The organism is Amycolatopsis tolypomycina, assembly GCF_900105945.1.
Classification (GTDB): Bacteria; Actinomycetota; Actinomycetes; order Mycobacteriales; family Pseudonocardiaceae; genus Amycolatopsis; species Amycolatopsis tolypomycina.
Window position 1 is genome coordinate 987429 of the sequence record NZ_FNSO01000004.1, and the last position, 23980, is coordinate 1011408.

The window sequence follows — 23980 nt, forward strand, 5'->3', positions numbered from 1 at the left end:
GAATTCGCGATATATCCGCAAAAGAACAGGTTACTGCTCGGCGAATTACTCCGGACGCTCCTTGACCGGGGGTCCGCCGGGCGCTGATCATTCCAGCGATTCCCGTGCGCTTTCCGGCGCCTTCTCAGGAGAACCAGTTGAGCATCGCTCCCTTGGACCGGCGGACTTTCCTGCGCTGGTCCGCGCTCGTCCCCGCCGTCGCCGCCGTGCCCACCGTGCTGGGCGTGCCCGCCTGGGCGGAGGCGACGACGGCCTTCGTCGACAGCTACCGCACGAACGTCCCGGCCAACAAGACGCCGGAGACCAACGCGGCGGTGCGGATCCTGAGCGGGATGCAGCGCGTGTGGCGCACCGGGTCCACTTGGGACAGTGGCGTCGTGCTCGACGCGGCGGTGCTGCGCGCGAACGTCCGGCACTGCGTCGCCGTCACCCGCGCCCGGACCGACGCCGAAGCCAAGCGCTCCTTCGTCTACGACCGCCAGCACCAGTCCTACGCCGCCATCGGCGGCCTCGGCCCGCTGGCGGACCTCTACCGCGGCGGCGCCAAGGCCGTCACGAGCATCACCAGTGCCCCCGACGGCACCCCGCCGGCCAAGATCGACGACGCCGTCCCGGCCGACGCGCCGGCGGGCTCGGCGCTCGGCGCCGGCTCCCACGACTCGGAGCTCGGCCTGGTGGCCACGCTCGTCGACACCGTCCGCGGGAACTTCGCCTCCGGCAACCCGAGCAAGGCCGCCTACCAGTACCCGCGGCCGTGGCGGCTGACCGCCGACAGCACGGTCGTGCCCACCGGCGCGACCGACGCCCTCGGCTACCCGGTCTACGACTCCGACGTGGTCGTCGCACCGCAGCTGCTGCGTCAGCGCAGCACGACCCCGGCCGAAGACGGCGGCTACCCCAGCGGTCACACCAACGCCTTCCACCTGGCCTGCCTCGCGCTCGCCTACGCGGTCCCGGAGCGGTTCCAGGAGCTGGTGGCGCGGGCCTACGACCTGTCCGACACGCGGATCGTCGCCGGGATGCACTCGCCGGTGGACGTGATCAGCGGCCGGACCCTGGCCACCGCGCTCACCGCGGCCACCCTCGCCGACCCGGAGAACGCCACGCTCAAGGCGGCGGCGCGCGAGCAGGCGCTGAAGTACTTCACCGCCAAGACCGGCACGACCCCCGACACGCTCTTCGCCCGCGCGCACACCGGCGCCGACGAGTACCGCGACCGCCGCGCGAACGCCGCGATGGTCGCGCGCCGGGCGACCTACGGGCTCCCGAGCCACGGCGCGCGGACGCCGATGCAGGTCCCGAAGGGCGCCGAAGTGCTCCTCGAAACCCGCCTGCCGTACCTCGGCGCGGCCCAGCGGCGGGAAGTCCTGCGCACGACGGCGTTCCCGGGCGGGAACCCGCTGCTCGACGGCCCGGAGCTGTGGGGACGGCTGAACCTCTTCGCCGCGGCCGACGGCTACGGCGCGTTCGACACCGGCGTCCGCGTCACGATGGACGCCACCCGTGGCGGGTTCAGCGCGAACGACAGCTGGCGCAACGACATCGGCGGCGACGGCGGGCTCGTCAAGGCCGGCACCGGGACGCTGACGCTCGCCGGGGCCAACAGCTACCGGGGCGGCACCCGCGTCGAGGCGGGCACGCTGGCCGCGACGGGGCCGGGTGCGCTGGGCACCGGAAACGTCGAACTCGCCGGCGGCACGCTGCGCGTGTCCGGCCTGCGCGCGGGCGGCTACCACCAGACCGGCGGCACGCTGTCCGCCGCCGCCGGGCCGGCGGTGGTCGTGCGCGGCGACGCGACGCTGGAGCGCGGCAGCGTCCTGGAGCTGCGGATCGACGGCTCGTGCCCGTGGCACGAGGTCGACGTGCTGTGCGCGCGGCGGCTGCGCGGCCGGTTCGCCGCCATCCGAGTCGACCGCCCGGGCCACCGGGTGGTTCCCCGTTACACCCCCACCGGTTTGTCCGTCCGAATCCTGCGGGAGTTCTCGTGAGAAAACGCATCGCCGCGTTGGCACTCGCCGTCACTGCGTCCACAGTGATCAGTCCGGCGGCCGCGCACGCGGCCGACGGCGGCAGCTTCTCGGTGCTGGCCTACAACGTCGCCGGCCTGCCGGAAAGCATCTCCAGCGCGCCGACCCCGCGTGACCCCGCGACGACGGCGATCGGGCAGCGGCTCGGCCCGTACGACGTCGTGCACGTCCAGGAGGACTTCAACTACCACGCCAAGCTCTACGCGGCCGACCAGCACCCGTACCGCACGCCCACCAGCGGCGGCGCGGGCATCGGCAGCGGGCTGAACACGCTCTCCTCGCTGCCGTACGACGCCGACGACTTCGAGCGCGTCCGCTGGAACTCCTGCCAGTTCGACTCCGGCGACTGCCTGACCCCGAAGGGCTTCACCTTCATGCGGGTGCGGCTGGCCGAAGGCGTGTACGTCGACTTCTACAACGCGCACACCAACGCCGGCACGAACGACGGCGACCAGGCGTCGCGCGCGTCGAACCTGGCGCAGCTGACCGCGTTCATCAGGTCGCACTCGGCGGGCAACGCGGTGGTCGTCATGGGCGACACCAACACGCGCTACACCCGCGCGGCCGACACGATCGCCCAGTTCGGGGCGGACAACGGCCTCACCGACGCGTGGGTCAAGCTCGTGCGCGGCGGCGTCGCGCCGGCCCCGGGCAGCCCGGCGCTGGTGTGCGACCCGGCCGCGGTCACCAACGACTGCGAGGTCGTCGACAAGGTCCTCTACCGCGGCAGCAAGCTGGTGAACCTCGACGCGACCTTCTACAACAACGAGCACGCGAAGTTCCTCGACGACGCTTCGGGCAAGATGCTGTCCGACCACGACCCGATCACCGTGCGGTTCAGCTGGACGCGCAACCCGGCGCTGCAGCTGTCGGACCAGTACGGCGGCCCGCACGGCGACTACTTCACCGACGTCCCCGCGGTGCCGGCGGCCGCCCGGGTGCGGACGTGGTCGCTGCGCAGCGGCAACCGCGTCGACCAGGTCGGGGTGACGCTGGAGAACGGCACCACGCTCACCCACGGCGGCTCGGGCGGCACGGCGCAGTCGCTGACGCTCGGCACCGGCGAGTACGTCACGACGGCCACCCTGTGCCAGGGCAAGTACAACAACACGACCCGGATCTTCTCGGCCCGGTTCACCACCAACCTCGGCCGCGTCCTGGCCGGCGGTGCGACGACCGGTGACTGCGTCACCCGCACGGCCCCGGCCGGCTGGCAGCTCGCCGGCTTCCACGGCCGCACGGGCAGCGAGGTCGACAAGATCGGGTTCGTCTACACGCAGCGGTAGTCGCCCGCGACGCCCCTCGGCGCCCCGCGGTCCGGAGCAGCTTCCGGACGGCGGGGCGTCACGCTGTTCAGCAGCTCTTCGGCGACGGCCATGGTGGGCCGCGCGGTGGGATCGGGGTGCAGCAGGTGCAGCACGGCCTCGGTGAGCGGGTGACGCTGCTCGCTGCCCGTCTCACTGCCCAGGGCGGCGTACAGCGTCGCGCCGAGGGAGTACACCTCGGCCGGGAAGTCCGGGAAGCCGCCGTCGAGCACCTCGGGGGCGAGGAAGGCGCGCAGGGCCCGCCCGCCGCCGACGATCCCGGCGTGCCCCGCGGCGGAGATGACGACGTGGTCCGGGTCGACGGCGGCGTGCAGCACACCGTCGTCGTGCGCGGCAGCCAGCGCGGCGGCCAGCTGCGCCCCGAACCGGGCGACGAGCCCGGGCGCGAGCGCACCCTGCTCGCCGAGCAGTTCGGTCAGCGTCCGCGCCCCGGGGTATTCGAGCACCAGGTAGGTGGTGCTGTCCTGGTCGACGACATCACAGATGGCCGCCCGCGGCGCGGGGATGGCGGGCACCGCGGGCGGCTCGTCGAACAGCGGCTTGACGGCGACGATCCGGTCGAGCCGTTCGTCCTGGGCGTGCCAGACCACGGCGCCCTGCCCCGCGGGGCCGAGCAGCCGGTACCGGTCGCCGATCAGGGTCCCTTCACGCGCCACGTCGTCGTCCCTCCGCGTCGTCCACCGTCCTGAAGGGAGATACGGCCGGAAAGCGGATCCGGTTCGCTTGATCGGCACGTTTTCCCCCGGCCGGGTGGGCCGGCCCCGAGCGCCCCAATGAGGTTTTCTCGGTGGGGTTTGGTCCGCTGGTAGGGCGCGCGAGCTGGCGTGGTTCCTCGCCCGTGTCCTGCGGGCCGAACGCCGGGCCGCGGCATCCGGCGCGGCCGGCGGGTGCTGACGCCGTATCGGCAGGCGGTGCTGGTGCTGTGGTGGTTCCGCGAGGCCACCCCGGTCCACCGGCCACCGCATCAGCGTCGCCACCGCCTACCGCCACCTGCACGAAGCCATCACCGCCCTAGCACCGCGGCTTCGGCGGCAACGTGCAGTTCCTGGCCGGCCCGGACGGGTTCCCGCTGTGGGTCTCGGCGGTGCTGCCCGGCTCCCGTAATGAGCCCGCGCACTGGGTGAACGTGCCATGGCCCTGCTCAAAACCCGCTGGCGAGCTCTCCGCCGCATCAGCACCACGAACACCACGGACGCTACTGAGAAAACCCCAATGTGGCGTTCGGTGCGTCCAACGCACCGAACGCCACATTGGGTGCGTTGGACGCAACCAACGCCACATTGGGGCGCTTGCCGCTACCGCGGCGGCCGGACGCTCCCGAGCGTCGGCACGACCTTCGTGATCAGCCCGTCGGCGCCGAAGCGCAGCCGGTCGATCGTCACCTCGCGGTGCGTCCCATCCCCGCCCGGGATGGCGAAGCGGTGGTAGGCGATGTACCACTCGTCCTTGCCCGGCACCTGCACGATGCTGTGGTGGCCCGGCCCGAGGATGCCCAGCGACGGGTCCTTCTCCAGGATCACGCCCCGGTTCACCAGCCCCGCGCCCAGCGGGCTCGTCGCCGTCGCGTAGCCGACGCGGTAGTTCTCGCTGCCCGTGTCGTCGATCGACCACGTCAGGTGGTACGTCCCCGCGCGCTTGGTCATGAACAGCCCCTCGCGGAAGCCGTCGAGGCCGGTCAGGCGGGTGATCTTCGCCGGGTCGTACGACGTCAGGTCGGCGTTCAGGGGCACCACGTAGGCGTTGCCGTTGCCCCAGTACAGGTACGTCTGGCCGTCGTCGTCGGTGAACACCGCCGGGTCGATCGCCTGGCCGCCGCTCGGGTTGGCCGCGATCAGCGGCTTGCCCAGCACGTCGGTGAACGGACCGGTCGGGGATGAGGACACCGCGACGCCGATCTTGGCGTCCGCGCAGAAGTAGAAGTAGTACTTCCCGTTCTTCTCGGTGATCGTCGGTGCCCACGCCCGGCTGTCCGCCCAGGACACGTCCGGGCCGAGGTCGAGGATCTTCGGGTGCCGCGTCCAGGTGACGAGGTCCTTGCTCGACCACGCGTCGAACGTCGTGCCCGACCAGCCGGGGTAGCCGTCCGTCGTCGCGTAGATGTAGTACGTGTCGCCGAAGCGGACGATGTTCGGGTCCGCGGTGAAGCCGGGCAGGACCGGGCTGTTCATCACCACCGCGGTGACCGTCCACGTCCGCCGCTGCCAGCCGGCGCCGACGACCGAGTAGCCCACCGGGCCGGTGAAGTCCTGCCGCGACCCGTTGTGCGGGAACACCTGCGTGCCGTCGGCGACCTGCAGCACCGGCGCGAGCCGCCGCACGTCCGTGCCCGGCTTCACCGGCAGGACGATCGTGCCCTTCGCGCTGTCGATGATCGCCGGCACCTTGAGGGAGTCCAGGGTCACCGACCCGACGGCCGTCTCGTTGCCCGGCGCGCCGAGCACCTCCTTGGCGGTCAGGCCGCGGTTCCACACGGTGAACCGCCGCATCTTGCCCTGGAAGTACTTGTCGGCGCCGTAGGCCGAGCGCCCGAGGTAGTTCGACGTCGTGATGCCCGCGCCGAGGTCGCCGGGTTTCGCCGTGACACCGTCCACACGGGACACTTCGACGCCGTTGTCGTACAACCGCGCCGTCCCGTTCGCCAGGGTGTACGTCAGGGTGTGCCAGGCGCCGCGGGTCAGCGCCCGCTTGCTGTCGGCGTTCTGCTCGGTCGACCAGTTGCCGGCGGCGATCGCGGCCCGGTAGGTGTCCCCGGTCGCGAACAGGTAGCCGTCACCGGCGTTGTCGGTGCTGTTGCCGAGGTTCCACAGGAAGTACGGCGTCTGCTGGCCCGGGTCGACCCACACCTGCGCCGACACCGTGATCCCGGAAAGACCGCTCATCAGGTTGTTCGGCAGGGCGACGTAGCCGTCCTTGCCGCCGAAGGCGAGTCCGTCCGCCGAGCGCGTGACGCCGCCGTGCACCGTGGCGTCCCGCCCGTTCCCGGAGACGTCGGTGACGGTGTCGCCGCGGCCCGCCGCCGTGAGGTCGTAGTCGGCGACGACACCCTTCTTGTCGGCGGTGACCGGCGGCGGTCCCTGGCGCAGCCGGGCCAGCTCGGCCTTCGTCACCGGCAGCACCGTGCCGTGGCGCGGGCTCTTCGGGAGCTGGTACTCCGCCGGGATCGTCCAGTTCGGCTTCGCCAGCGAATCCGTGACGAACGGGACGTACCCGCGTCGCGGCGTCTCGTCCATGAAGGCGTAGTACTTGTTACTGTCGTTGGCCTTGAACAGCGTCGGGCCCTCGACCCAGTCGGTGCCGAGCTTGGTGCGGATGCAGTCGCTGACCAGCTCCCAGTTGCGCGGCTTCGTCGTCGGGAGGTCCACCGCGCGCAGGTTCTTCGACCGCTCCAGCACGATGTCGCGCTCGCAGGAGCCGATGACCTTGCCGTCGGTGGTCAGCCGGTAGTAGTAGTCGCCGTCCTTGGTGACGGTGGAGTCGATGACGCCTTCGCCGGGGTCGTTCCACACCTGCGGCTTGCTGAAGGTCCGGAAGTCGCGGGTGGTCGCGTACATCATCCGCGGGTACGTCGCGCCGGTGTGGTCGACGTCGGTGGGGGCGTAGGGGCTGGTGGCCCAGTAGACGACGTACGCGCCGATCGTGGGGTCATAGGTCGCTTCGGGGGCCCACGTCATGCCGGCGGTGTCGTCGGAGACCCGGACGTGCCGCTGGTTCGACCAGGTCACCAGGTCGGTCGACTCCCAGATCTCCAGGTACTGGCTGCCGTGCCGCTGCGCCTGGTCCCAGCCGCGGCCGTCGTTGATCTGCAGGTCGGTGGCGACGATGTAGAACCGGTCGCCTTCGGGGCTGCGCACGATGAACGGGTCGCGCACGCCGGTTTCGCCGTAGTTCGAGCGCAGGACGGGCTTGCCGCCGTTGAGCTCGTCCCAGTGCAGCGGGTCGTTCCCGCGGCTGGCCGCGAAGTGGATCTGCTCGGTGTCCTGCGTCGCCTCGCCGGTGAAGTAGGCGAACATGTAGCCCTCGAGCGCTTCCTTCTTCGGCAGCGGCAGCACGGTGAGGGTGAACGCGCGTTCCGCCGTCGCGGAGCCCTTGGTCGCGCGGACCGTCAGCCGCGCCTTGGCCGGCCGCGCGCCGGGCGCGGGCCGGGTCACCTCGCCGGTGGCGGTGACGACGCGGGGGTCCTGGCTGCGCCACGTCAGCGTGACGTCGCGGGCGCCCTTGACCGGCAGCGTGATGTTGCCGCGGATCGCGTCCTGGTCGGGGATGACGATGTCGGCGAGCGCCTTGTCGACCTTCTGCCGGTCGGTGATGTCCTGCAGCACCGTGACGGTGAAGGTGCGGCTCGCGCTCTGGCCGGCGTAGGAGACCGCAGCCGTCAGGGTCACCGTCGCGTTGCCGGTGCCGGGAGCGGGCCGCGTCACCGCACCGGTCGCCGACACCACGGCCGGGTTGCTCGACGACCAGGCGATCGCCGAGCCGCCGGCCCCCGTCTTCGGGAGCGTGAGGTTGTCGGTGACGGCGGAGGTGTCGCCGAGGTCGAGGGCGGCCGCGTCGGCCGTCGCGCGCCCGGCGGCGGTGCGCTCGCCGAGGGCGCGGGCTTCGTCGGCGGTCACCGCGCGGTCGTAGACGCGGAAGTCGCGGACGTTGCCCTTGAGGTACTTGTCGCCGTCGTAGACCGACCGGCCGAGGTAGTCGGCGGTCGTGGTGCCGCCGCCGATCGAGCCGGGCGTGATCGTGATGCCGGTGTTGCGGGCGACTTCGATCCCGTCCTCGTACAGGACCGCGGTCCCGCCGCCGAGGGCGTAGGTGATCGTGCGCCAGCTGCCGCGCGCGAGGTTGCGTCCCGCGCTCGCGTTCTGTTCGGTGGACCAGTTGCCGGAGGCGATCGAGCCGCGGAAGGCGTCGCCCGTGGTGAACAGGTAGCCGTTCCCGGCGCCACCCGCCGTGTTGCCGAGTCCCCACAGGAAATACGGCGTGCCCTGGTCGGTGGCGATGTTGACCTGAACCGAAACCGTGATGTCCGTGAGACCTCGCATCAGGTTGTCCGGCAGCCGGACGTGCCCGTTCGTGCCACCCAGGCGCAGGCCTTCGTCGCCTTGCCACGTCGTGTCGCCGCTGACGCTCGCGTTGCGCCCGTGGCCGGACGCGTCGGGCACGGTGGTGCCGGCGCCGGCGGTGAGGTCGTAGCGGACGACCAGGCCGTCGTCCAGGGTCGCCGCGTGGCCGGAAGCGGCCCAGACAGTGGTGGACGCCGCGGCCACGGCCAGGGTGGCGAGGACCGTGGTCAGCGGGCGGGACCGCCGGAGGAACTTCGGCGACGACGTCGTCGCCGAGAGTCGAACGGGCATACCGGTTCTCCAGGAGTGGGCGCCGAAGGCGCGGGAAAGGAGGTGATGCGGCTGAATTCCGGGACCTGGGAACGGTCGCCGAGCGCGGAGTGAGCGCTAACATAGCTGCCGATCCCCGCGGGGTCAATTGGCTGTTTTGCCTGGTGGTGTCCCGCGGCCCGACGATCGGCCCCTTGACACCCTGTGGCGCGGGTCACCTACACTACGACCGCTTGTTAGCGCTAACAATCCTGTTCGTACCCGGCACTCGACGACGAGATGGGTGGACGAGACGATGATCAGTCGACGGGGACTGATGGCGGGTGCGGCGGGCGCCGCGGTCGCCGGCCTGCTCGGGAGCAAAGCCTTCGCCCAGACCGCCGCCGGTGCGTACGTCATGGCGTACTTCACCGAGTCGCCGTCCATGGCGGGCGCCGACTACGGGCTGCACCTGGCGGTCAGCACCGACGGTCTCGACTGGCTGCCGCTCAACCAGAACAACCCGGTCGTGACGCCGACGGCGGGCACCGGCGGGCTGCGCGACCCCTTCGTGCTGCGCAAGCAGGACGGCCGGTTCGTGGTGCTGGCGACCGACCTCAAGGGCACCGACTGGTCGCTGCAGAACCAGTACGTCCACGTCTGGGATTCCGCCGACCTGCGCGGGTTCACCGGCTACCGCCGGGTCAAGCTGCACTCGATGGCGACGCACAGCTGGGCGCCGGAAGCGTTCTGGGACCCGTCGCGCAACCAGTACGCGATCATCTACTCGGCGGCTTACGGCGGCCACGACGTCATCATGGTCAACTACACCACCGACTTCACGACGGTCAGCGCGCCGCAGGTGTTCTTCGACCCCGGCCACGCGACGATCGACGGGACGATGGCCACCATCGGCGGGGTCAACTACCTGTACGTCAAGAACAACACGAACAGCACCCTGGTCGGCCAGCGCTCGAGCTCGCTCGCCCCGGGCAGCTTCACCACCTACAAGACCGGGATATCCCCCGGGCGGGGGGTGGAGGCGCCGCAGATCGTGCCGGCGCCGGCGGGGAACCGCTGGTACCTCTGGGGCGACACCTGGAGCCCCAACGGCCGGTTCTTCTGCTGGGAGACCACCGATGTCGCGGCCGGGAACTGGACGCTGCTCAACGACCGCGCCTACACGCAGCCGTTGAACTCCAAGCACCCCGGCATCACGCCGATCACCGCCGCGGAGCGGTCCGCCCTCGTCGCGCAGTGGGGCGCCCCGGCGTGGCGGCGGCTCAAGTCCTACAACTTCCCCGGCAGCTACGTCCGGCACGCGAACTCCGTGGGCCGTATCGACGCCTACCCGTTCGACCCCTACCAGGACCAGCTCTGGAAGCTCGTGCCCGGCCTGGCGGACGCGGCCGGCGTCTCGTTCGAATCCGTCAACTACCCGGGCCGCTACCTGCGGCACTACAACTACGAGCTGCGGCTCGCCGCGAACGACGGCACGGCGACGTTCAAGGCGGACGCCACCTTCCACCAGACGGCGGGGCTGGCCGACGCGAGCTGGTCTTCGTTCCGCTCGCACAACTTCCCGGACCGGTACGTCCGGCACTTCTCCTCCGTGCTGCGGATCGACCCGCTGGGCAGCGCATCCTCCACTGTGGACAAGCAGGACGCGACCTTCCGCGTCGGCTACTGACACTCTCGGCGAAGGAGTTTCAATGATCGTGTCAAGCGGCGGCTGTGGCCGTGAGCGGTGGTGAGGGATGGAACTCGCGGCCGTCGCGCAGCAACGCCCAGATGACGTCGACCAGGCGGCGGGCCAAGGCGATCAGGGCTTGGGTGTGCCGTTTCCCTTCGCCGCGTTTGCGCAGGTAGAAAGCCCGAGAGGGACCGTCGGGGCGTTTGATGGCCGACAGGGCGGCCAGGTAGAACACCCGGCGCAGGCCGCGGTGGTAGCGCTTCGCCCGGTGCAGGTTGCCCCGTATCCGCCCGGAATCGCGGGGCACCGGCGCGAGACCCGCGTAGGCGGCCAGATGCGCGGAACTGCGGAACGCGGCCTGCAGGTCGCCGCCGGTCCCGGCGAGCAGCTGGGCCCCCAGGATGGGGCCGAATCCGTCGAGGCTGGTGATGGGCCCGGCGTCGGGGTGCTCGGCGAACCGTGCACCGAGCTGCTTGTCCAGGTCTTTGATTTCCCGGTCCAGTTCCAGCAGCTGCCGGGCCAGCCGGGCGATCAACGGTGCGGTCACCGATTCTCCCGGCAGGGCCACGGTTTGCTCCGCTGCCGCGGCGAGGGCCTTGTCCACCATGGCCGGAATGCCCTTGGTCCACGCACCATGCTCGGCCAGATAGGCCGACAGGCCAGTCGCTTCGGCCGCGCGGATGCCGGCCGGGGTCTGGAACCCGGTGAGCAGCACCAGCGCCGAGCGGGTGGAGTAGTCGAACGCCCGTTCCAGCGCGGGAAAAATCGAGGCCAGCAGTTCCCGGATCCGGTTGACCCCGCGCACCCAGTCGGCCATCAGGTCCTCGCGGCGCGCGGTGAGCACCTGCAGATCGGTGACGACCGCGTCGGGGCTGGTGATCGGGGCGAGATCGCTACGCAGGCGGGCGGTTTCGGCGATGGTGCGGGCGTCACGCGCGTCGGTTTTGCCTTCACCGGCGAACGCGCCGGCCATCCGGTTGACCAACCGGCCCGGCACCGACACCACCGGCTGGCCGGTGGCCAGCAGCAGCGTGATCAGCAGGCTCGCCGCACCGGAGGTCATGTCGACCGCCCACACCACCTCCGCGGCTTTCGCGGTGGTGCGGGTGATCAGCTGCTCGATCGCGGCTTGGCTGTTGGCGACCTTCCGGGAGAACACGATCTTGCCGGTCTCGTCCACCGCGCAGGCGTGGTGGAAGCCTTTGCCGACGTCGATCCCGACCCACATCTTGTGCACTGCCACGCAGCCTGTCCTCCCGTCTTCGCAGCTCAGCCCGGTGGACGACCCGCCGACAGCTCCATAAACAGCGACCGAGCGCAGATTTCAATCAGCGGCCAGGGCGTCCAGAACGACGGGGCGGCCACTCCTTCGAAGCCACCACACGAGGCAAGCCGTCATCAGCCACACCCCATCGCCCTGGGCATCCAGAACATCCCGTCCTGAACACCAACAATCTTATGGAGCCGTCATGCTACGACGACGTGGCACGGTTTTGTCCCTGCTCGTGCTCTTCACCCTGCTCCTCGGCGCACCCGGTGCGCACGCCGCGCCGGTGACGGTGACCAACGGGAGCCAGTTCACCGACACCTCCGGCGCCCTCGTGCACGCCCACGGCGGCGGGATGCTCAAGGTCGGCGCGTACTACTACTGGTTCGGCGAGAACCGCAACGCCGACGACACCTTCCGCGCCGTCTCGGCCTACCGCTCGACCGACCTGAAGACCTGGGAGTTCCGGGGCGACGTGCTGACCCAGTCGTCGGCGGCCGAGCTGGGCCGGGCGAAGATCGAACGGCCGAAGGTCATCTACAACAGCTCGACCGGCCAGTACGTGATGTGGATGCACAAGGAGAACGGCGACGACTACGCGGAAGCCCGCGCGGCCGTGGCGACCTCCTCGACAGTCGACGGCAGTTACTCCTACCGCGGCAGCTTCCGCCCGTTCGGCACCCACATGTCGCGGGACATCACGCTGTTCAAGGACGACGACGGCACCGCGTACATGGCGTCGGCGGCCCGCGAGAACGCCGACCTCAACGTCTACCGGCTCACCGCCGACTACACCGGCGTTTCGGCGCTGGTGCAGACGCTCTGGCCCGGCTCGTACCGCGAGGCGCCGGCGATGTTCAAGCGCAACGGCGTCTACTTCCTGCTCACCTCGGGTGCCACGGGCTGGTCGCCGAACCAGCAGAAGTACGCGACGGCGTCCAGCGTCACCGGCACGTGGAGCGCGCTGTCCAACGTCGGTGACGCCACCGGTTTCGGCAGCCAGACCGCGTACGTGCAGCCCGTGCAGGGCACGCAGGCGACGTCGTACCTCTACCTGGGCGACCGGTGGGCCGGCGCCTGGCAGCGTCCGGTCAACGAGTCGCGGTACGTGTGGCTGCCGCTGAGTTTCCCCAGCAACACCAGCATGTCCATGACCTGGTACCCGAAGGTCAGCGTCGACGCGGCCACTGGCGTGGTCGCGGGCGCCGGCACCGGCAGCGCGTACGAGACGTGGGTGGCCCGGCACAGCGGGAAGTGCGCGGACATCCCGAGTTCGTCCCGGAACGACGGCGTCGCGCTCACGCAGTACACGTGCAACAACGGCGCGAACCAGCAGTGGAGCGTGCTCGACCTCGGCGACGGCTACGTCAACCTGATCGCGCGGCACAGCGGGAAGTGCCTCGGCATCGCGGGCGCCTCGACGGCGGACGGCGCGGCGGCGGTGCAGAGCACGTGCACCACGGGCACGAACCAGCAGTGGCAGGCCCAACCGGTGAGCGGCGGGTACGTCCGGTGGGTGGCCCGGCACAGCGGGAAGTGCCTGGACGTCGTCTCCGCGTCCACGGCCGACGGCGCCGCGGTCAAGCAGTACCCGTGTACCGGGGTGACGAACCAGCAATGGCAGCGGAAGGCGGCCTGAACAGCGCCGTTCGGCCCTTGACGACGGGGTGACCGCTCGGTAACTTTTTGCGAAACTCCTTCACGTTTGGGGCCGCCATCATGCGCATGCTCGTGGCTTTGCTCACCGCCGTGGCGATGACGTCCGGCGTCGTCGCCTCCGCCGTCGCCGAAGACGTTCCGCAGCACCGGCTGACCGTGCGCGGCTCGGCGTTCGTCGACGCGTACGGCCGCGAAGTGGTCTTGCGCGGCTTCAACGTCTCGGGCGAGGTGAAGCTGGCAGAAAACGGTTTCCTGCCGTTCGCCAACGCCGCCGACGCGCGCCGCTCGGCTCAGGCGATGAAAGCGCTCACCGGCGCGAACGCCGTGCGGATCCCGATCGCCTGGGCCGGGACGCAGCCGGTGCGCGGGCCGGTGAACACGCAGTACCTGGCGAAGCTGACCGACCAGATGAAGGCGTTCCTGGACGCGGGCTTCACCGTCCTGCCGGACTTCCACCAGGACCTGTTCTCCCGCTACCTGTTCAACCGTGGCAGCTGGTACACCGGCGACGGCGCGCCGAAGTGGGTCGTCGACCTCGGCGGCTACCCCGCGGAGAGCTGCGGCATCTGCGCGCACTGGGGCCAGAACATCACCCAGAACGGCGCGGTCCAGGACGCCACGAAGGACTTCTGGCACAACGCCCGCGGCGTCCAGGACGAGTTCGTCGGCATGGCCGTCCAGACGATGACGTACCTGCGCACCAACCTGAGTGCCGCCCAGTTCGGCGGCATCGCGGGCATGGACCCGTACAACGAGCCGTTCGCCGGGCGGTACGACTCGGGCCAGGACAGCAAGGCCTGGGAGCAGAACGTGCTGTGGCCGTTCTTCAAGCGCTTCCGCGACGCGATGGATTCCGCCGGCTGGCAGGACAAGCCCGCGTTCGTCGAGCCGAACATGTTCTGGAACGCCAACATCTCCTTCCAGCTGCACCCCGGCGGCTTCCAGGACACCGGCGTCATGGGCCCGCGGTACGTGTTCAACACGCACTTCTACGACCAGCTCGCGCAGTCCGGCGTGTTCATGCCGGGCAAGGCGGGCGACGGCCAGTACAGCGGCGCTTTCGGCACGGTCCGCGACCGCGCGACGGCGCTGGGCACGACGGCGATCGTCACCGAGTTCGGCCACCCGTTGACGGGGTACACCTCGGACAAGGCCCCGACCGTGGACAAGGCGATGTACCAGGCCCTGGACTCGCGGGTGTCCGGCGCGAACTGGTGGGGCCGGCCGGCGCAGTCGGGCCCGGTGCTCTCGGCGACGCAGTGGCAGTGGGACATCTACAGCGGCCGCCACCACGAGCTGATGAACGACAACCCGGACAAGGTCAAGACCGAAGGCGACGCCTGGAACGGCGAGGACTTCTCCTCGGCCCGCACGGCCGACGACGGGACGGTCCAGCTCCGCCAGGACGCCCGCCTGCTCGACCGCCTCTACCCGGCGGCGGTCGCGGGCCACACGCTGGCGTTCACCTACGAGGACCGGTCCCGCGACGGCAGCCAGACGCTGACGTGGAACCAGATCCCGTCGACGATGCCGGCCACGGCGGCCCTGACGGGCACCGGACGCTACGGCGTCCTCGTGTGGCAGGGCGCGGCCGCGGGCGCCCCGACCGAACTGCACGTCCCGGCCGGCATGACCCCGACGGTGGTGACGGACCTGCCGTCGGCGACCCGCGTGGGCGACCGCCTGCAGCTGCCGGCGACCCCGGGCCTGCACTACGCACTGGTCGCGGAACCGGGTTCGGCGCCGACCGCGGCCCAGCTGGCGGCGGTCCGCGCGGAACTCGCGGCCTGGGCGCCCACGGCGGTGAAGTAGCCCGCCCGGCCCAAGCGCCCCAATGTGGCGTTGGTTGCGTCAGACGCACCCAATGTGGCGTTCGGTGCGTCCAACGCACCGAACGCCACATTGGGGCGCTCGGCCTGAGCGGCGGGCAACTTCCGCGCGCGGCCTTCAGTGCAAGGTCGCGATCCCGGCCAGGAAGATGTCGACGCCCGCGAGGAACTGCTCGCGGTCGTCGTGCTCCCGCAGCTGCGTCGCCGCCCGGTGGACGAACGGGTACCGCTCCGGATCGAGCGCCGCCCACTGGGCGGCGACGTCGCCCAGGAAGGCCGAGCGGTCCGTGGCGAGCAGCCGGGCGTTGGCGGCGTTCTGCCCGGCGACGCCGAGGACGTAGTTGACCAGCGCGCCCGCCGCGTCGAACAATGCCTGCTCCGGCACGTCGAGCGCGACGAGCAGCCCGCCGATCCGCTCGTAGACCTCCAGCAGCGCCGGCCGCCACGGCTCCCGGGACAGCTGGGCGCCGACCCACGGGTGGGCGTCGATCGCGTCGAACAGGCCCAGTGACACCGTGCGCAGCGCTTCCCGGGGCTCGTCCTCGACGACGGCGTCGGCCATGACGCGCGCGATGACGGCGTCGGTCGCCGCCGCGAGCAGGTCGCTCTTGTTGGCGACGTGGTGGTAGATCGCGCCGTAGCCGGTCGACAGGCGGGCGGTGAGCGCGCGGAACGTCAGCGCGGCCTCGCCGCCGTCGTCCAGGATCGCGGCCGCCGCCTGCACGATCACTTCCTTGGACAGCCCGTCCGCGCGCCGTTTCGCCATGGGCTGATCATCGCATGTTTGGAACGCCGATCCAAACTCGTGCTAGCGTGGTGATTGGAACGTCAATCCAATCGGAGGTATCCATGACTGTCACGATCATCGGAGCCGGCCTCGGCGGTCTCGTCCTGGCCCGCGTCCTGCACCTGAACGGCATCCCGGTCGAGGTCCACGAGGCCGACGCCTCGGCGGACGCGCGCCGCCAGGGCGGCATGCTCGACATCCACCCCTGGAACGGCCAGCCGGCCCTGGCGGCGGCCGGTCTGCTCGACGGGTTCCGGGACCTCGTCCTGCCGGGCCGGGAATCCACCCGGATCGTCGACCGCGACGGCACGGTGCTGCTCGACCGGCCCGACGACGGCACCGGCGAACGGCCCGAGGTGCAACGCGGCGAGCTGCGGCAGCTGCTGCTGGACTCGCTGCCGCCCGGCACCGTCCACTGGGGACACAAGGTCGCCGGCGTGCGGGCCCTCGGCGACGGCGCCCACGAGGTGAACCTGGCGAACGGCGACCGCTTCGTCACGAACCTGCTGGTCGGCGCGGACGGCGCGTGGTCGAAGGTCCGCCCGCTGCTCACCACCGCCACGCCGGAGTACGTCGGCGTGACGGTCGTCGAGACCTTCCTCTTCGACGGCGACACCCGGCATCCCGCCGCCGCGAAGGCGGTCGGGGCCGGCGCGCTCTACGCGCCGGCGCCGGGCCAGGGGATCGTCGCGCATCGCGAAAGCGGCGGGACCCTGCACACGTACGCGCAGCTGTTCAAGCCCCAGGACTGGCTCGCCGGTGCCGACGCCGCGACCGTGACGGCACGCGCTGCGGCGGAGTTCGACGGCTGGGCGCCCGAGCTGACCGCGTTGATCACCGAAAGCGACACCCCGCCGGTGCTGCGCCGCCTCTGCACGCTGCCGGCCGGGCACCGCTGGACCCGCGTGCCGGGGGTGACCCTGCTCGGCGACGCGGCGCACCTGATGCCCCCGAACGGCGAGGGCGCCAACCTGGCCATGCTGGACGGCGCCGAGCTGGGCCAGGCCCTCGCCGCCCACCCCGGCGACGTCGAGGCGGCGCTGGCGGAGTACGAGCAGGCGATGTTCGCGCGCGCCGCCGCGGAGGCGGCGGGCGAGGACGTCTACGCGATCATGTTCGGCGACGACGCGCCGCACAGCATGGTCGCCCTGTTCGACGGCGAGTAGCTACCCGATGCTCGCCCCGATGCCGTCGAGCAGGAAATCGAGGCCGATCCGGAAGGTCTCGTCGGCGTCGTGGTGGGCGGCGTCGCGCACGACCGTCTCCAGCGCGGGGAACCGGCCGGTGGCGAACATCCGCACCAGGTAGGGCCCCAGTTTCGCCTGCCACTGCCGCTGGTCGAGCCCGCTGGCGCGTTCGGCCCGCCGCTCGGCGATCTCGCGGCGGACCGCGCCGATCACGTAGGCGTCGACGGCGGTGACCATCGGCATGACGACGTCCACGTCGACGCCGTCGAGCGCGGCCAGCACCGCCTCGCCCCTGGCCAGCGCGTTCGGCCCGAGCTGGGGCCGCCCGCCGATCAGGTCGGCGAACCACTCGTGCCGGTGGGCGGCCTCGCGCGTGGCCTCGGCCATCGAGGTCAGCACCTCGCGCCACCCGGATCCGGCCGGCCGGATCTCGGCGTGGACGGCGTCGACCATCAGGTCGAGCAGCTCGTCCTTGGTGTCGATGTAGCCGTAGAGCCGCATCGGCCCGACGTCGAGCGTGCCGGCGAGCTTGCGCAGCGACACCGCTTCGAGGCCGGTTTCGTCGGCCAGCTCGACCGCCGTCCGGACGATGAGGTCCCGGCTCAGCGGGGCCGGCGCCGGCCGGTTCGGCGGCTCGGGCCGCTCCCACACCAACATGCGCGTGACAATACATCGACTCTCTCGATACAGTGTATCGAGAAATACAGCGTATCGGAGGGTTCATGACCATTGCCATCGTGGGAGCCGGCCTGGGCGGCCTGGCGCTCGCCCGGGTGTTGCACGTCCACGGCGTCGAGCCGGTCGTGTACGAGCGCGACGCTTCGCGCGAGGCCCGCCGCCAAGGGGGCATGCTCGACATCCATTCCGGGCAGCGGGCGCTGCGCGAGGCCGGCCTGCTCGAGCGGTTCCTGGCCATCGCCCGCGCGGAAGGACAGGACATGCGCCTCCTGGAGCCGGACGGCACGCTCCTGCTCCAGGAGGACACCCCCGACGACGCCCCGGCCCTGCGTCCCGAGATCGACCGCACCGACCTGCGCAACCTCCTGCTCGACGCGCTCCCCGCGGGAACGGTCCGCTGGGGCCGCGCGTTCGACCACGCCGAGGACGGCGTCCTGCACTTCGCCGACGGCAGCACCGAGCGCCACGACCTGCTGGTGGGCGCGGACGGCGCGAACTCCCGGGTCCGCCCGCTGCTCACCGACGCCCGGCCGGCGCACCTCGGCCAGAACGTCGTCGAGCTGTGCATCCCCGACATCGACCGCGCCCATCCCGACCTCGCGGCCATGGTCGGCCGCGGCAACTACTGGGTACTGGGCGACGGCAAGTCCCTGGCGGCCCAACGCAACGGCGACGGCTGCGTCCGCATCGGGCTGAGCTTCTACAACACGGGGGAGGACTGGTTCGCGCGCAGCGGCATCCCCTTCGAGGACCCGGCCGCCGCCCGGGCGCGGTTGATCGAGCTGTACGACGGCTGGGACGCCCGCTTCACCGCCCTGATCGCGGCGGCCGACGACACGGTCGTACCCCGCTCCCTCACGGCCCTCCCACCGGGCTTGACGTGGCCGACGAACCCCACGATCACCTTGGTCGGCGACGCGGCACACCTGATGCCCCCGGTGGGGGAGGGCGCCAACATGGCCCTCCTGGACGGCGCCGTCCTGGGCCTGGCGCTGGCGGAACACCGGGACGATTTCGGCGCGGCCGTGGCGGAGTACGAGCAGGAGATGTTCGAGCGCACCGCCGCGGCCGCCCGGATGTCGGCGGACATACAGGAGCTGCTGATGTCGCCGGACGCGAGCCGCCGGATGCTCGAGTTCTTCCAGCCGAGCTGACACGGCGGGCGTGCCCGGAATGTGACCCGGATCTCGGCCGGAGGAGGTCGACGCGCGATAGTGAACATCGTTAACTTCCGGCGATGAGTCCTGACAGCCGGATGGCCGCGGTCCCTCGTGATCCGCGCGCCGACGAGTACCCCATGCCCTCGGTGCCGCACGGCTGGTACGCGCTTCTGCGGAGCAGGCAGCTGCCGCGCGGCGAGGTCGTGCCGCTGCACTACTTCGGCCGCGCCCTGATCGCTTTCCGCGGCGCGGACGGAAGCCCGGCCGTGCGGGAGGCCTACTGCCCGCACTACGGCGCGCACCTGGGCGCGGGCGGGAAGGTGGTGGACGGGACGGTGGAGTGCCCGTTCCACGGCTGGCGGTTCGGTGCGGACGGCCGGTGCACGCACGCGCCGTTCGCCGTGCGGCCGCCGAAGGTGTCCCTCGGCGGGTTCCCCGTCCGCGAGCACAGCGGGCTGATCTTCGCCTACACCGGGCCGGGTGCGCCGGCCTGGGAGGTACCGGAGATCCCGGAAGCCACGTCCCGGCAGTTCGCCCGACCGATCGACGACGTGAACACCGCGCGGATCCACATCCAGGAGATGCGCGAGAACATCGTGGACGAGTCGCACTTCCACTTCATCCACGGGCAGCGCGAGCCGCCGGTGCAGGACCTGGTCACGGACGGGCCGTTCGCCGAGGTCCGCGGCCGCATCCAGCGGCGGGTCCTGCGCTGGGACATCGACAACACCTTCGACGTGTTCATGTACGGCCCCGGCGTCATGGTGGTGCGAGTGCACGGCGCCCTGCTTTCCCTGACCGCCGTTGCGCTCACCAACCCGATCGACGACCGCACCAGCGAGCTGAGGATGCTCTACCACGTCCGCAAGCCGGCCGGACTGCCGTTCCTGACGCCCGTTCTCAAGCTGGCCTTCCGGACGCAGGCCTTCGGCGAGGTCCGCGAGGAGATCGGGATCTGGGACCACAAGATCCACCGGGCCCGGCCGGTCCTGCTGCCGCACGAGAAGGGCATCAAGGCACTGCGCCGCTGGTACGCCCAGTTCTACCGCGGAACGTAGGGGACGCCGGGACGCAGGTGGGGGCGGGCTACTCTGGAAGCCGATGACCGAGAAGCAGGCACCCAGGGCGTACCAGATCCGCACCTTCGGCTGCCAGATGAACGTGCACGACTCCGAGCGGCTCGCCGGGCAGCTCGAGGACGCCGGCTACGTCCCGGCCGCCGCCGGGGACAGGCCCGACCTGATCGTGTTCAACACCTGCGCCGTGCGGGAAAACGCGGACAACAAGCTGTACGGCACGCTCGGGCACCTGCGCCCCGACAAGGTCGCGAACCCCGGCCTGCAGATCGCCGTCGGCGGGTGTCTCGCGCAGAAGGACCGCGGGGAGATCGTCAAGCGGGCGCCGTGGGTCGACGTCGTGTTCGGCACCCACAACATCGGGGCGCTGCCCACGCTGCTCGAGCGTGCCCGGCACAACGCCGAGGCCGAGGTCGAGATCCTCGAATCGCTCGAGACGTTCCCCTCGACGCTGCCCGCGCGGCGCGAATCGTCCTACGCGAGCTGGGTGTCCGTTTCGGTCGGGTGCAACAACACCTGCACCTTCTGCATCGTCCCCGCCCTGCGCGGCAAGGAACGCGACCGGCGGCCCGGCGAGATCCTCGCCGAGGTCGAGGCGCTCGTCGCCGAGGGCGTGCTCGAAGTCACGCTGCTCGGCCAGAACGTCAACTCCTACGGCGTCGAATTCGGCGACAGGCTGGCGTTCGGCAAGCTGCTGCGCGCGTGCGGCACGATCGACGGCCTCGAGCGCGTCCGGTTCACCTCGCCGCACCCGGCGGCGTTCACCTCCGACGTCATCGACGCCATGGCCGCGACCCCGAACGTCTGCCACCAGCTGCACATGCCGCTGCAGTCCGGGTCCGACCGGGTGCTGCGCGAGATGAAGCGGTCCTACCGCTCGGCGCGCTTCCTGAACATCCTCGACGAGGTCCGCGCGGCCATGCCGGACGCGGCCATCACCACCGACATCATCGTCGGCTTCCCCGGCGAGACCGAGGAGGACTTCCAGGCCACCCTGGACGTCGTGGCGCAGGCCCGCTTCTCGAGCGCGTTCACCTTCCAGTACTCGAAGCGCCCCGGCACGCCGGCCGCGACGATGGAGGGCCAGCTGCCGAAGGAGGTCGTGCAGGAGCGCTACGAACGCCTGGTCGAGCTCCAGAACGCGATCTCGTGGGAAGAGAACAAGAAGATCGTCGGCCGCCGCGTCGAGCTGCTCGTCGCCGCGGGCGAGGGCCGCAAGGACGCCGAGACGCACCGGATGAGCGGCCGCGCCCGCGACGGGCGCCTGGTCCACTTCGCGCCGACCGGCGCCCACGTCGACCGCGCCGTCCGGCCCGGTGACGTCGTCGAGACGGTCGTCACCTACGGCGCGCCGCACCACCTGGTGGCCGACGGCGACCTGCTGGCCCACCGGCGGACGCGCGCCGGCGACAACGCGGAGGCCGGGCTGCGGCCGAAGACGAGCGGCGTCACGCTGGGCTTGCCGGGCTTCGGTGCCCCGGCCGCCCAGCCCGAACCGGTGAGTGGGTGCGCACTGTGACCGAGTCCCGGGGCAACGGCGAGCTGGCCGAGCTGGCGGCCGAGATCGACGAAGCGGGCACGCGGGCGTCCCGCACGGTGGAGCTGGGCCGCCGCGGGTTCACCATCGCGGTGTTCACGTTCGTGCTGCTGATCTGCCTGATCCTGCCGTGGGTCGGCGCCCACGCGGGCTGGCAGGTCCTGGCCGGCGAGGGCGGCGGCATCCCGCAGCTGTTCGCGGCGACGTCGACCGGCGTCGGCATCCTGGCCTCGGCCTTGGCGCTGGTGACCCGCCGCTGGTGGCTGGCCTGGGTCTGCGCCGCGGGCGGCTGGTTCGCCTCCGTCGACGGGCTGCTGGCGATCTGGTCGCAGCAGTCGTCGCACGCCCCCGGTTCCGCGGGCGGCGGGCCCGGCATCGGCATGATCATCGCCTGGATCGCGATGATCTGCCTGGCGGCCTCGTGGATGCGCACGGCCTTTTCGCGGTCTTGAGGCCGGTGGGGACCGGGTTCAGCCGACGCGCAGGGTGAGCGTGCCGGCCGAATAGGCGGCGGCGTACAACGTCGTCTCGGGGTGGTAGAGCCGCAGCGAGACGGTGGCGCTCAGGCTGAAGCTGAGGCTGAGCGAGAAGCCGCCGTTGGGCCGGCAGGTCGTGTCGGCGATGTTCACCCAGGCCCCGGCCTGCAGCTGCTGCACGATGACGGCCTCGAGGGCCGTGTCGGAGCGGGCGGGGTCGAGCACCTTCAGGTTGCCCTTGAGGTCGACCTTCTCGTTGACCTTGACGTGGTCCTTGGCGAGCTTCCCGTCGACCTTCACCTTCCCCTTGCCGGCTTCGACGGCCGAGGAGAGCGGGGCGGCCCCGGCAGGGGCGGCGAGCGCGGGCGCAAGTCCGGCGAGAGCGACGCTGAGCGCCAGAGCTGTCAGGATTTTGCGGGGTGTGCTGATCATGCTCGACAGTGGAGCACCGGCAGTGCCGGAAGGCGCGCGGTGGCCCCCGGTCAGGGAACGCGCGACCCCGCTTCGGGTGACACGTCGACCACCCGGCCCGTCGTGAGTGGTAAGGCGTGTTCTGACGCGCCTCACCACTCACGACGTGGTCGGGCTCAGCGGTCCGCGACCGCCGCCTCGGCGGCCTGCAGCCACTCACGCCACTGCGCGGCCTGCTCGTCGGCCTTCTTCGCGCGCCGCTCGTCGCCGGCGGCCCGCGCCTTCGCGGCCTGGGACTCGAACTGCTCCACCCGCTCGCGGAACTGCGCCGCCCGGGCCTGGGCCTCCGGGTCCGTCTTCCGCCACCGGGAGTCCTCCGCGGCCTTGACCGCGTCCTGGACCGCCTTCAGCCTGCCGTCCAGCTCGCGGATCCGTTCGCGGGGGACCTTGCCGATCTCGTCCCACTGCTCCTGGATGCGCCGCAGCGCGCTCTTCGCCGCCTCCAGGTTGGCCGCCGCGTCGATCTTCTCCGCCTCGACCAGCAGCTCCTCCTTGCGGGCCGCGTTCGCGCCGAACTCCGCGTCACGCTCGGAGAACACCGCCGACCGGCGGGCGAAGAACTTGTCCTGGGCCGCCCGGAAGCGCTGCCACAGGGCCTCGTCGCTGTCCTTCGGCGCCCGGCCCGCCGCCTTCCACTCCGTCATCAGGTCCTTGTAGCGACCAGCCGTCTCGCCCCAGTCCTCCGACTCGCTGATGGCCTCGGCCTCGGCGATGAGCTCTTCCTTGCGCTGCTTGGCCGACGCGCGCTGCTTGTCCAGCTCGGCGAAGTGCGAGCCGCGGCGGCGGTTGAACGCCTCGCGGGCCTTCGAGAACCGCTTCCACAGCTCGTCGTCGGTCTTGCGGTCGACGCCCTTGACCGTCTTCCACTCGTCCAGGATCGCGCGCAGCCGGTCGCCTGCCGCCTTCCACTGGGTCGAGTCCGCCGCGATCTTCTCGGCCTCCTCGGCCAGCGCCTGCTTGCGGGCGACGGCGGCCGCGCGTGCTTCCTCGCGCTCCGCCTTCGCGGCGGTCAGGGCCTTCTCGGCGTGCGCGATGACGTACTCCAGCCGCGCGGCGAGCGCGGCCAGGTCGCCGACCACGGCCGCCTCGGCAAGGCCGTCGCGGATCTGGGTGGCGCTCGACAGCGCGTGCTTCGGGTCGCCGGCCCCGGACACCAGCCGGGTCTCCAGCAGCTCGACCTCGGTGCGCACGTCGTCGAAGCGACGCGCGTAGTGCACCAGCCCCTCGTCGGGGCTGCCGGCCTGCCAGACGCCGACCGCGCGCTCGCCCTCGGCGGTGACGACGTAGACGGTGCCCTCCTCGTCGATCCGGCCCCAGGTGGACGGGGTGGGTTCGGCGGGCGGCACGGGCGGGGCGGCGTGCCCGGCGTGCAGCGCGTGCGGCACCGGGTGCGGGGCCGGGGTACCGGTGGAAGTGTTCTCCTGGGCCATCGCAGGCTCCTTATCGCCTGTACGCCCGCTCGCGCGGGCGCCCCGCCGTTCGGGCGGGGCCGGGTAATGCGGTCG

At 71.4% G+C, this 23980-nt stretch carries 17 protein-coding genes; 10 read left to right on the forward strand and 7 right to left on the reverse strand.

What is annotated here, in order from left to right:
• Positions 1-137: 137 nt before the first annotated feature.
• Positions 138-1988 (forward strand): autotransporter-associated beta strand repeat-containing protein, encoded by a 1851-nt coding sequence (locus BLW76_RS15295; RefSeq protein WP_091307601.1) that lies wholly within the window; start codon positions 138-140, stop codon positions 1986-1988.
• Positions 1985-3313 carry a jacalin-like lectin gene (locus BLW76_RS15300; protein WP_091307604.1) on the forward strand — a complete coding sequence of 443 codons (1329 nt, stop codon included), beginning with the start codon at positions 1985-1987 and terminating at the stop codon, positions 3311-3313. Before BLW76_RS15295 ends, BLW76_RS15300 begins: the two co-directional genes overlap by 4 nt.
• Here BLW76_RS15300 and BLW76_RS15305 read toward each other — a convergent pair.
• Positions 3298-4008 (reverse strand): protein kinase family protein, encoded by a 711-nt coding sequence (locus BLW76_RS15305; protein ID WP_091307606.1) that lies wholly within the window; start codon positions 4006-4008, stop codon positions 3298-3300. The two genes, BLW76_RS15300 and BLW76_RS15305, sit on opposite strands and share 16 nt — an antisense overlap.
• 639 nt (positions 4009-4647) lie before the next feature.
• Positions 4648-8697: a family 43 glycosylhydrolase gene (locus BLW76_RS15310; protein ID WP_091307609.1), complete on the reverse strand. Its 4050-nt coding sequence runs from the start codon at positions 8695-8697 to the stop codon at positions 4648-4650.
• Between the two features lie 274 nt (positions 8698-8971).
• On the opposite strand from BLW76_RS15310, the gene BLW76_RS15315 reads away from it, so the two are divergent.
• On the forward strand, positions 8972-10345 hold the full coding sequence (locus tag BLW76_RS15315; RefSeq protein WP_167384613.1) for a glycoside hydrolase family 43 protein: 1374 nt from the start codon (positions 8972-8974) through the stop codon (positions 10343-10345).
• A gap of 31 nt (positions 10346-10376) precedes the next feature.
• Here BLW76_RS15315 and BLW76_RS15320 read toward each other — a convergent pair whose 3' ends face one another.
• A complete protein-coding gene (locus BLW76_RS15320) occupies positions 10377-11576 on the reverse strand; it encodes an IS110 family RNA-guided transposase (protein WP_425266053.1) in 1200 nt (399 codons plus the stop codon).
• A 241-nt stretch (positions 11577-11817) separates the two neighbouring features.
• Between BLW76_RS15320 and BLW76_RS15325 the strand changes: the two genes are divergently transcribed.
• A complete protein-coding gene (locus BLW76_RS15325) occupies positions 11818-13254 on the forward strand; it encodes an RICIN domain-containing protein (RefSeq protein ID WP_244170171.1) in 1437 nt (478 codons plus the stop codon).
• An 80-nt stretch (positions 13255-13334) separates the two neighbouring features.
• Positions 13335-15086 carry a cellulase family glycosylhydrolase gene (locus BLW76_RS15330; RefSeq protein WP_091307619.1) on the forward strand — a complete coding sequence of 584 codons (1752 nt, stop codon included), beginning with the start codon at positions 13335-13337 and terminating at the stop codon, positions 15084-15086.
• A gap of 135 nt (positions 15087-15221) precedes the next feature.
• On the opposite strand, the gene BLW76_RS15335 is transcribed toward BLW76_RS15330, so the two are convergent.
• Positions 15222-15869, reverse strand: a complete 648-nt coding sequence (locus BLW76_RS15335) for a TetR/AcrR family transcriptional regulator (protein ID WP_091307621.1) — start codon at positions 15867-15869, stop codon at positions 15222-15224.
• Positions 15870-15952: 83 nt separating this feature from the next.
• Between BLW76_RS15335 and BLW76_RS15340 the strand changes: the two genes are divergently transcribed.
• Positions 15953-17056: an FAD-dependent oxidoreductase gene (locus BLW76_RS15340; protein WP_091307623.1), complete on the forward strand. Its 1104-nt coding sequence runs from the start codon at positions 15953-15955 to the stop codon at positions 17054-17056.
• On the opposite strand, the gene BLW76_RS15345 is transcribed toward BLW76_RS15340, so the two are convergent.
• Complete coding sequence (locus BLW76_RS15345) at positions 17057-17734, reverse strand: TetR/AcrR family transcriptional regulator (RefSeq protein WP_091307625.1); 678 nt, start codon at positions 17732-17734, stop codon at positions 17057-17059.
• 65 nt (positions 17735-17799) lie between these two features.
• Here BLW76_RS15345 and BLW76_RS15350 point away from each other — a divergent pair, with 65 nt between their 5' ends.
• The 4 genes from BLW76_RS15350 (at position 17800) to BLW76_RS15365 (ending at position 21980) form a co-directional block, all read left to right on the forward strand.
• Positions 17800-18909 carry an FAD-dependent oxidoreductase gene (locus tag BLW76_RS15350; RefSeq protein WP_091307627.1) on the forward strand — a complete coding sequence of 370 codons (1110 nt, stop codon included), beginning with the start codon at positions 17800-17802 and terminating at the stop codon, positions 18907-18909.
• An 83-nt stretch (positions 18910-18992) separates the two neighbouring features.
• Entirely contained in the window at positions 18993-19973 is a 981-nt protein-coding gene (locus BLW76_RS15355) for a Rieske 2Fe-2S domain-containing protein (RefSeq protein WP_244170172.1), read from the forward strand.
• A 43-nt stretch (positions 19974-20016) separates the two neighbouring features.
• Positions 20017-21510 carry a tRNA (N6-isopentenyl adenosine(37)-C2)-methylthiotransferase MiaB gene (miaB, locus tag BLW76_RS15360; RefSeq protein WP_091307631.1) on the forward strand — a complete coding sequence of 498 codons (1494 nt, stop codon included), beginning with the start codon at positions 20017-20019 and terminating at the stop codon, positions 21508-21510.
• Positions 21507-21980, forward strand: coding sequence for an Rv2732c family membrane protein (locus BLW76_RS15365; RefSeq protein WP_091307633.1), 474 nt, complete (start codon positions 21507-21509; stop codon positions 21978-21980). Before miaB ends, BLW76_RS15365 begins: the two co-directional genes overlap by 4 nt.
• A gap of 18 nt (positions 21981-21998) precedes the next feature.
• Here the strand turns inward: BLW76_RS15365 and BLW76_RS15370 are convergent, their stop codons facing one another.
• Together BLW76_RS15370 and BLW76_RS15375 are read right to left on the reverse strand one after the other, a co-directional pair.
• Positions 21999-22436, reverse strand: a complete 438-nt coding sequence (locus BLW76_RS15370; protein ID WP_091307635.1) for a hypothetical protein — start codon at positions 22434-22436, stop codon at positions 21999-22001.
• Positions 22437-22591: 155 nt separating this feature from the next.
• Positions 22592-23905 (reverse strand): DUF349 domain-containing protein, encoded by a 1314-nt coding sequence (locus tag BLW76_RS15375; RefSeq protein ID WP_091307637.1) that lies wholly within the window; start codon positions 23903-23905, stop codon positions 22592-22594.
• Positions 23906-23980: the final 75 nt, after the last annotated feature.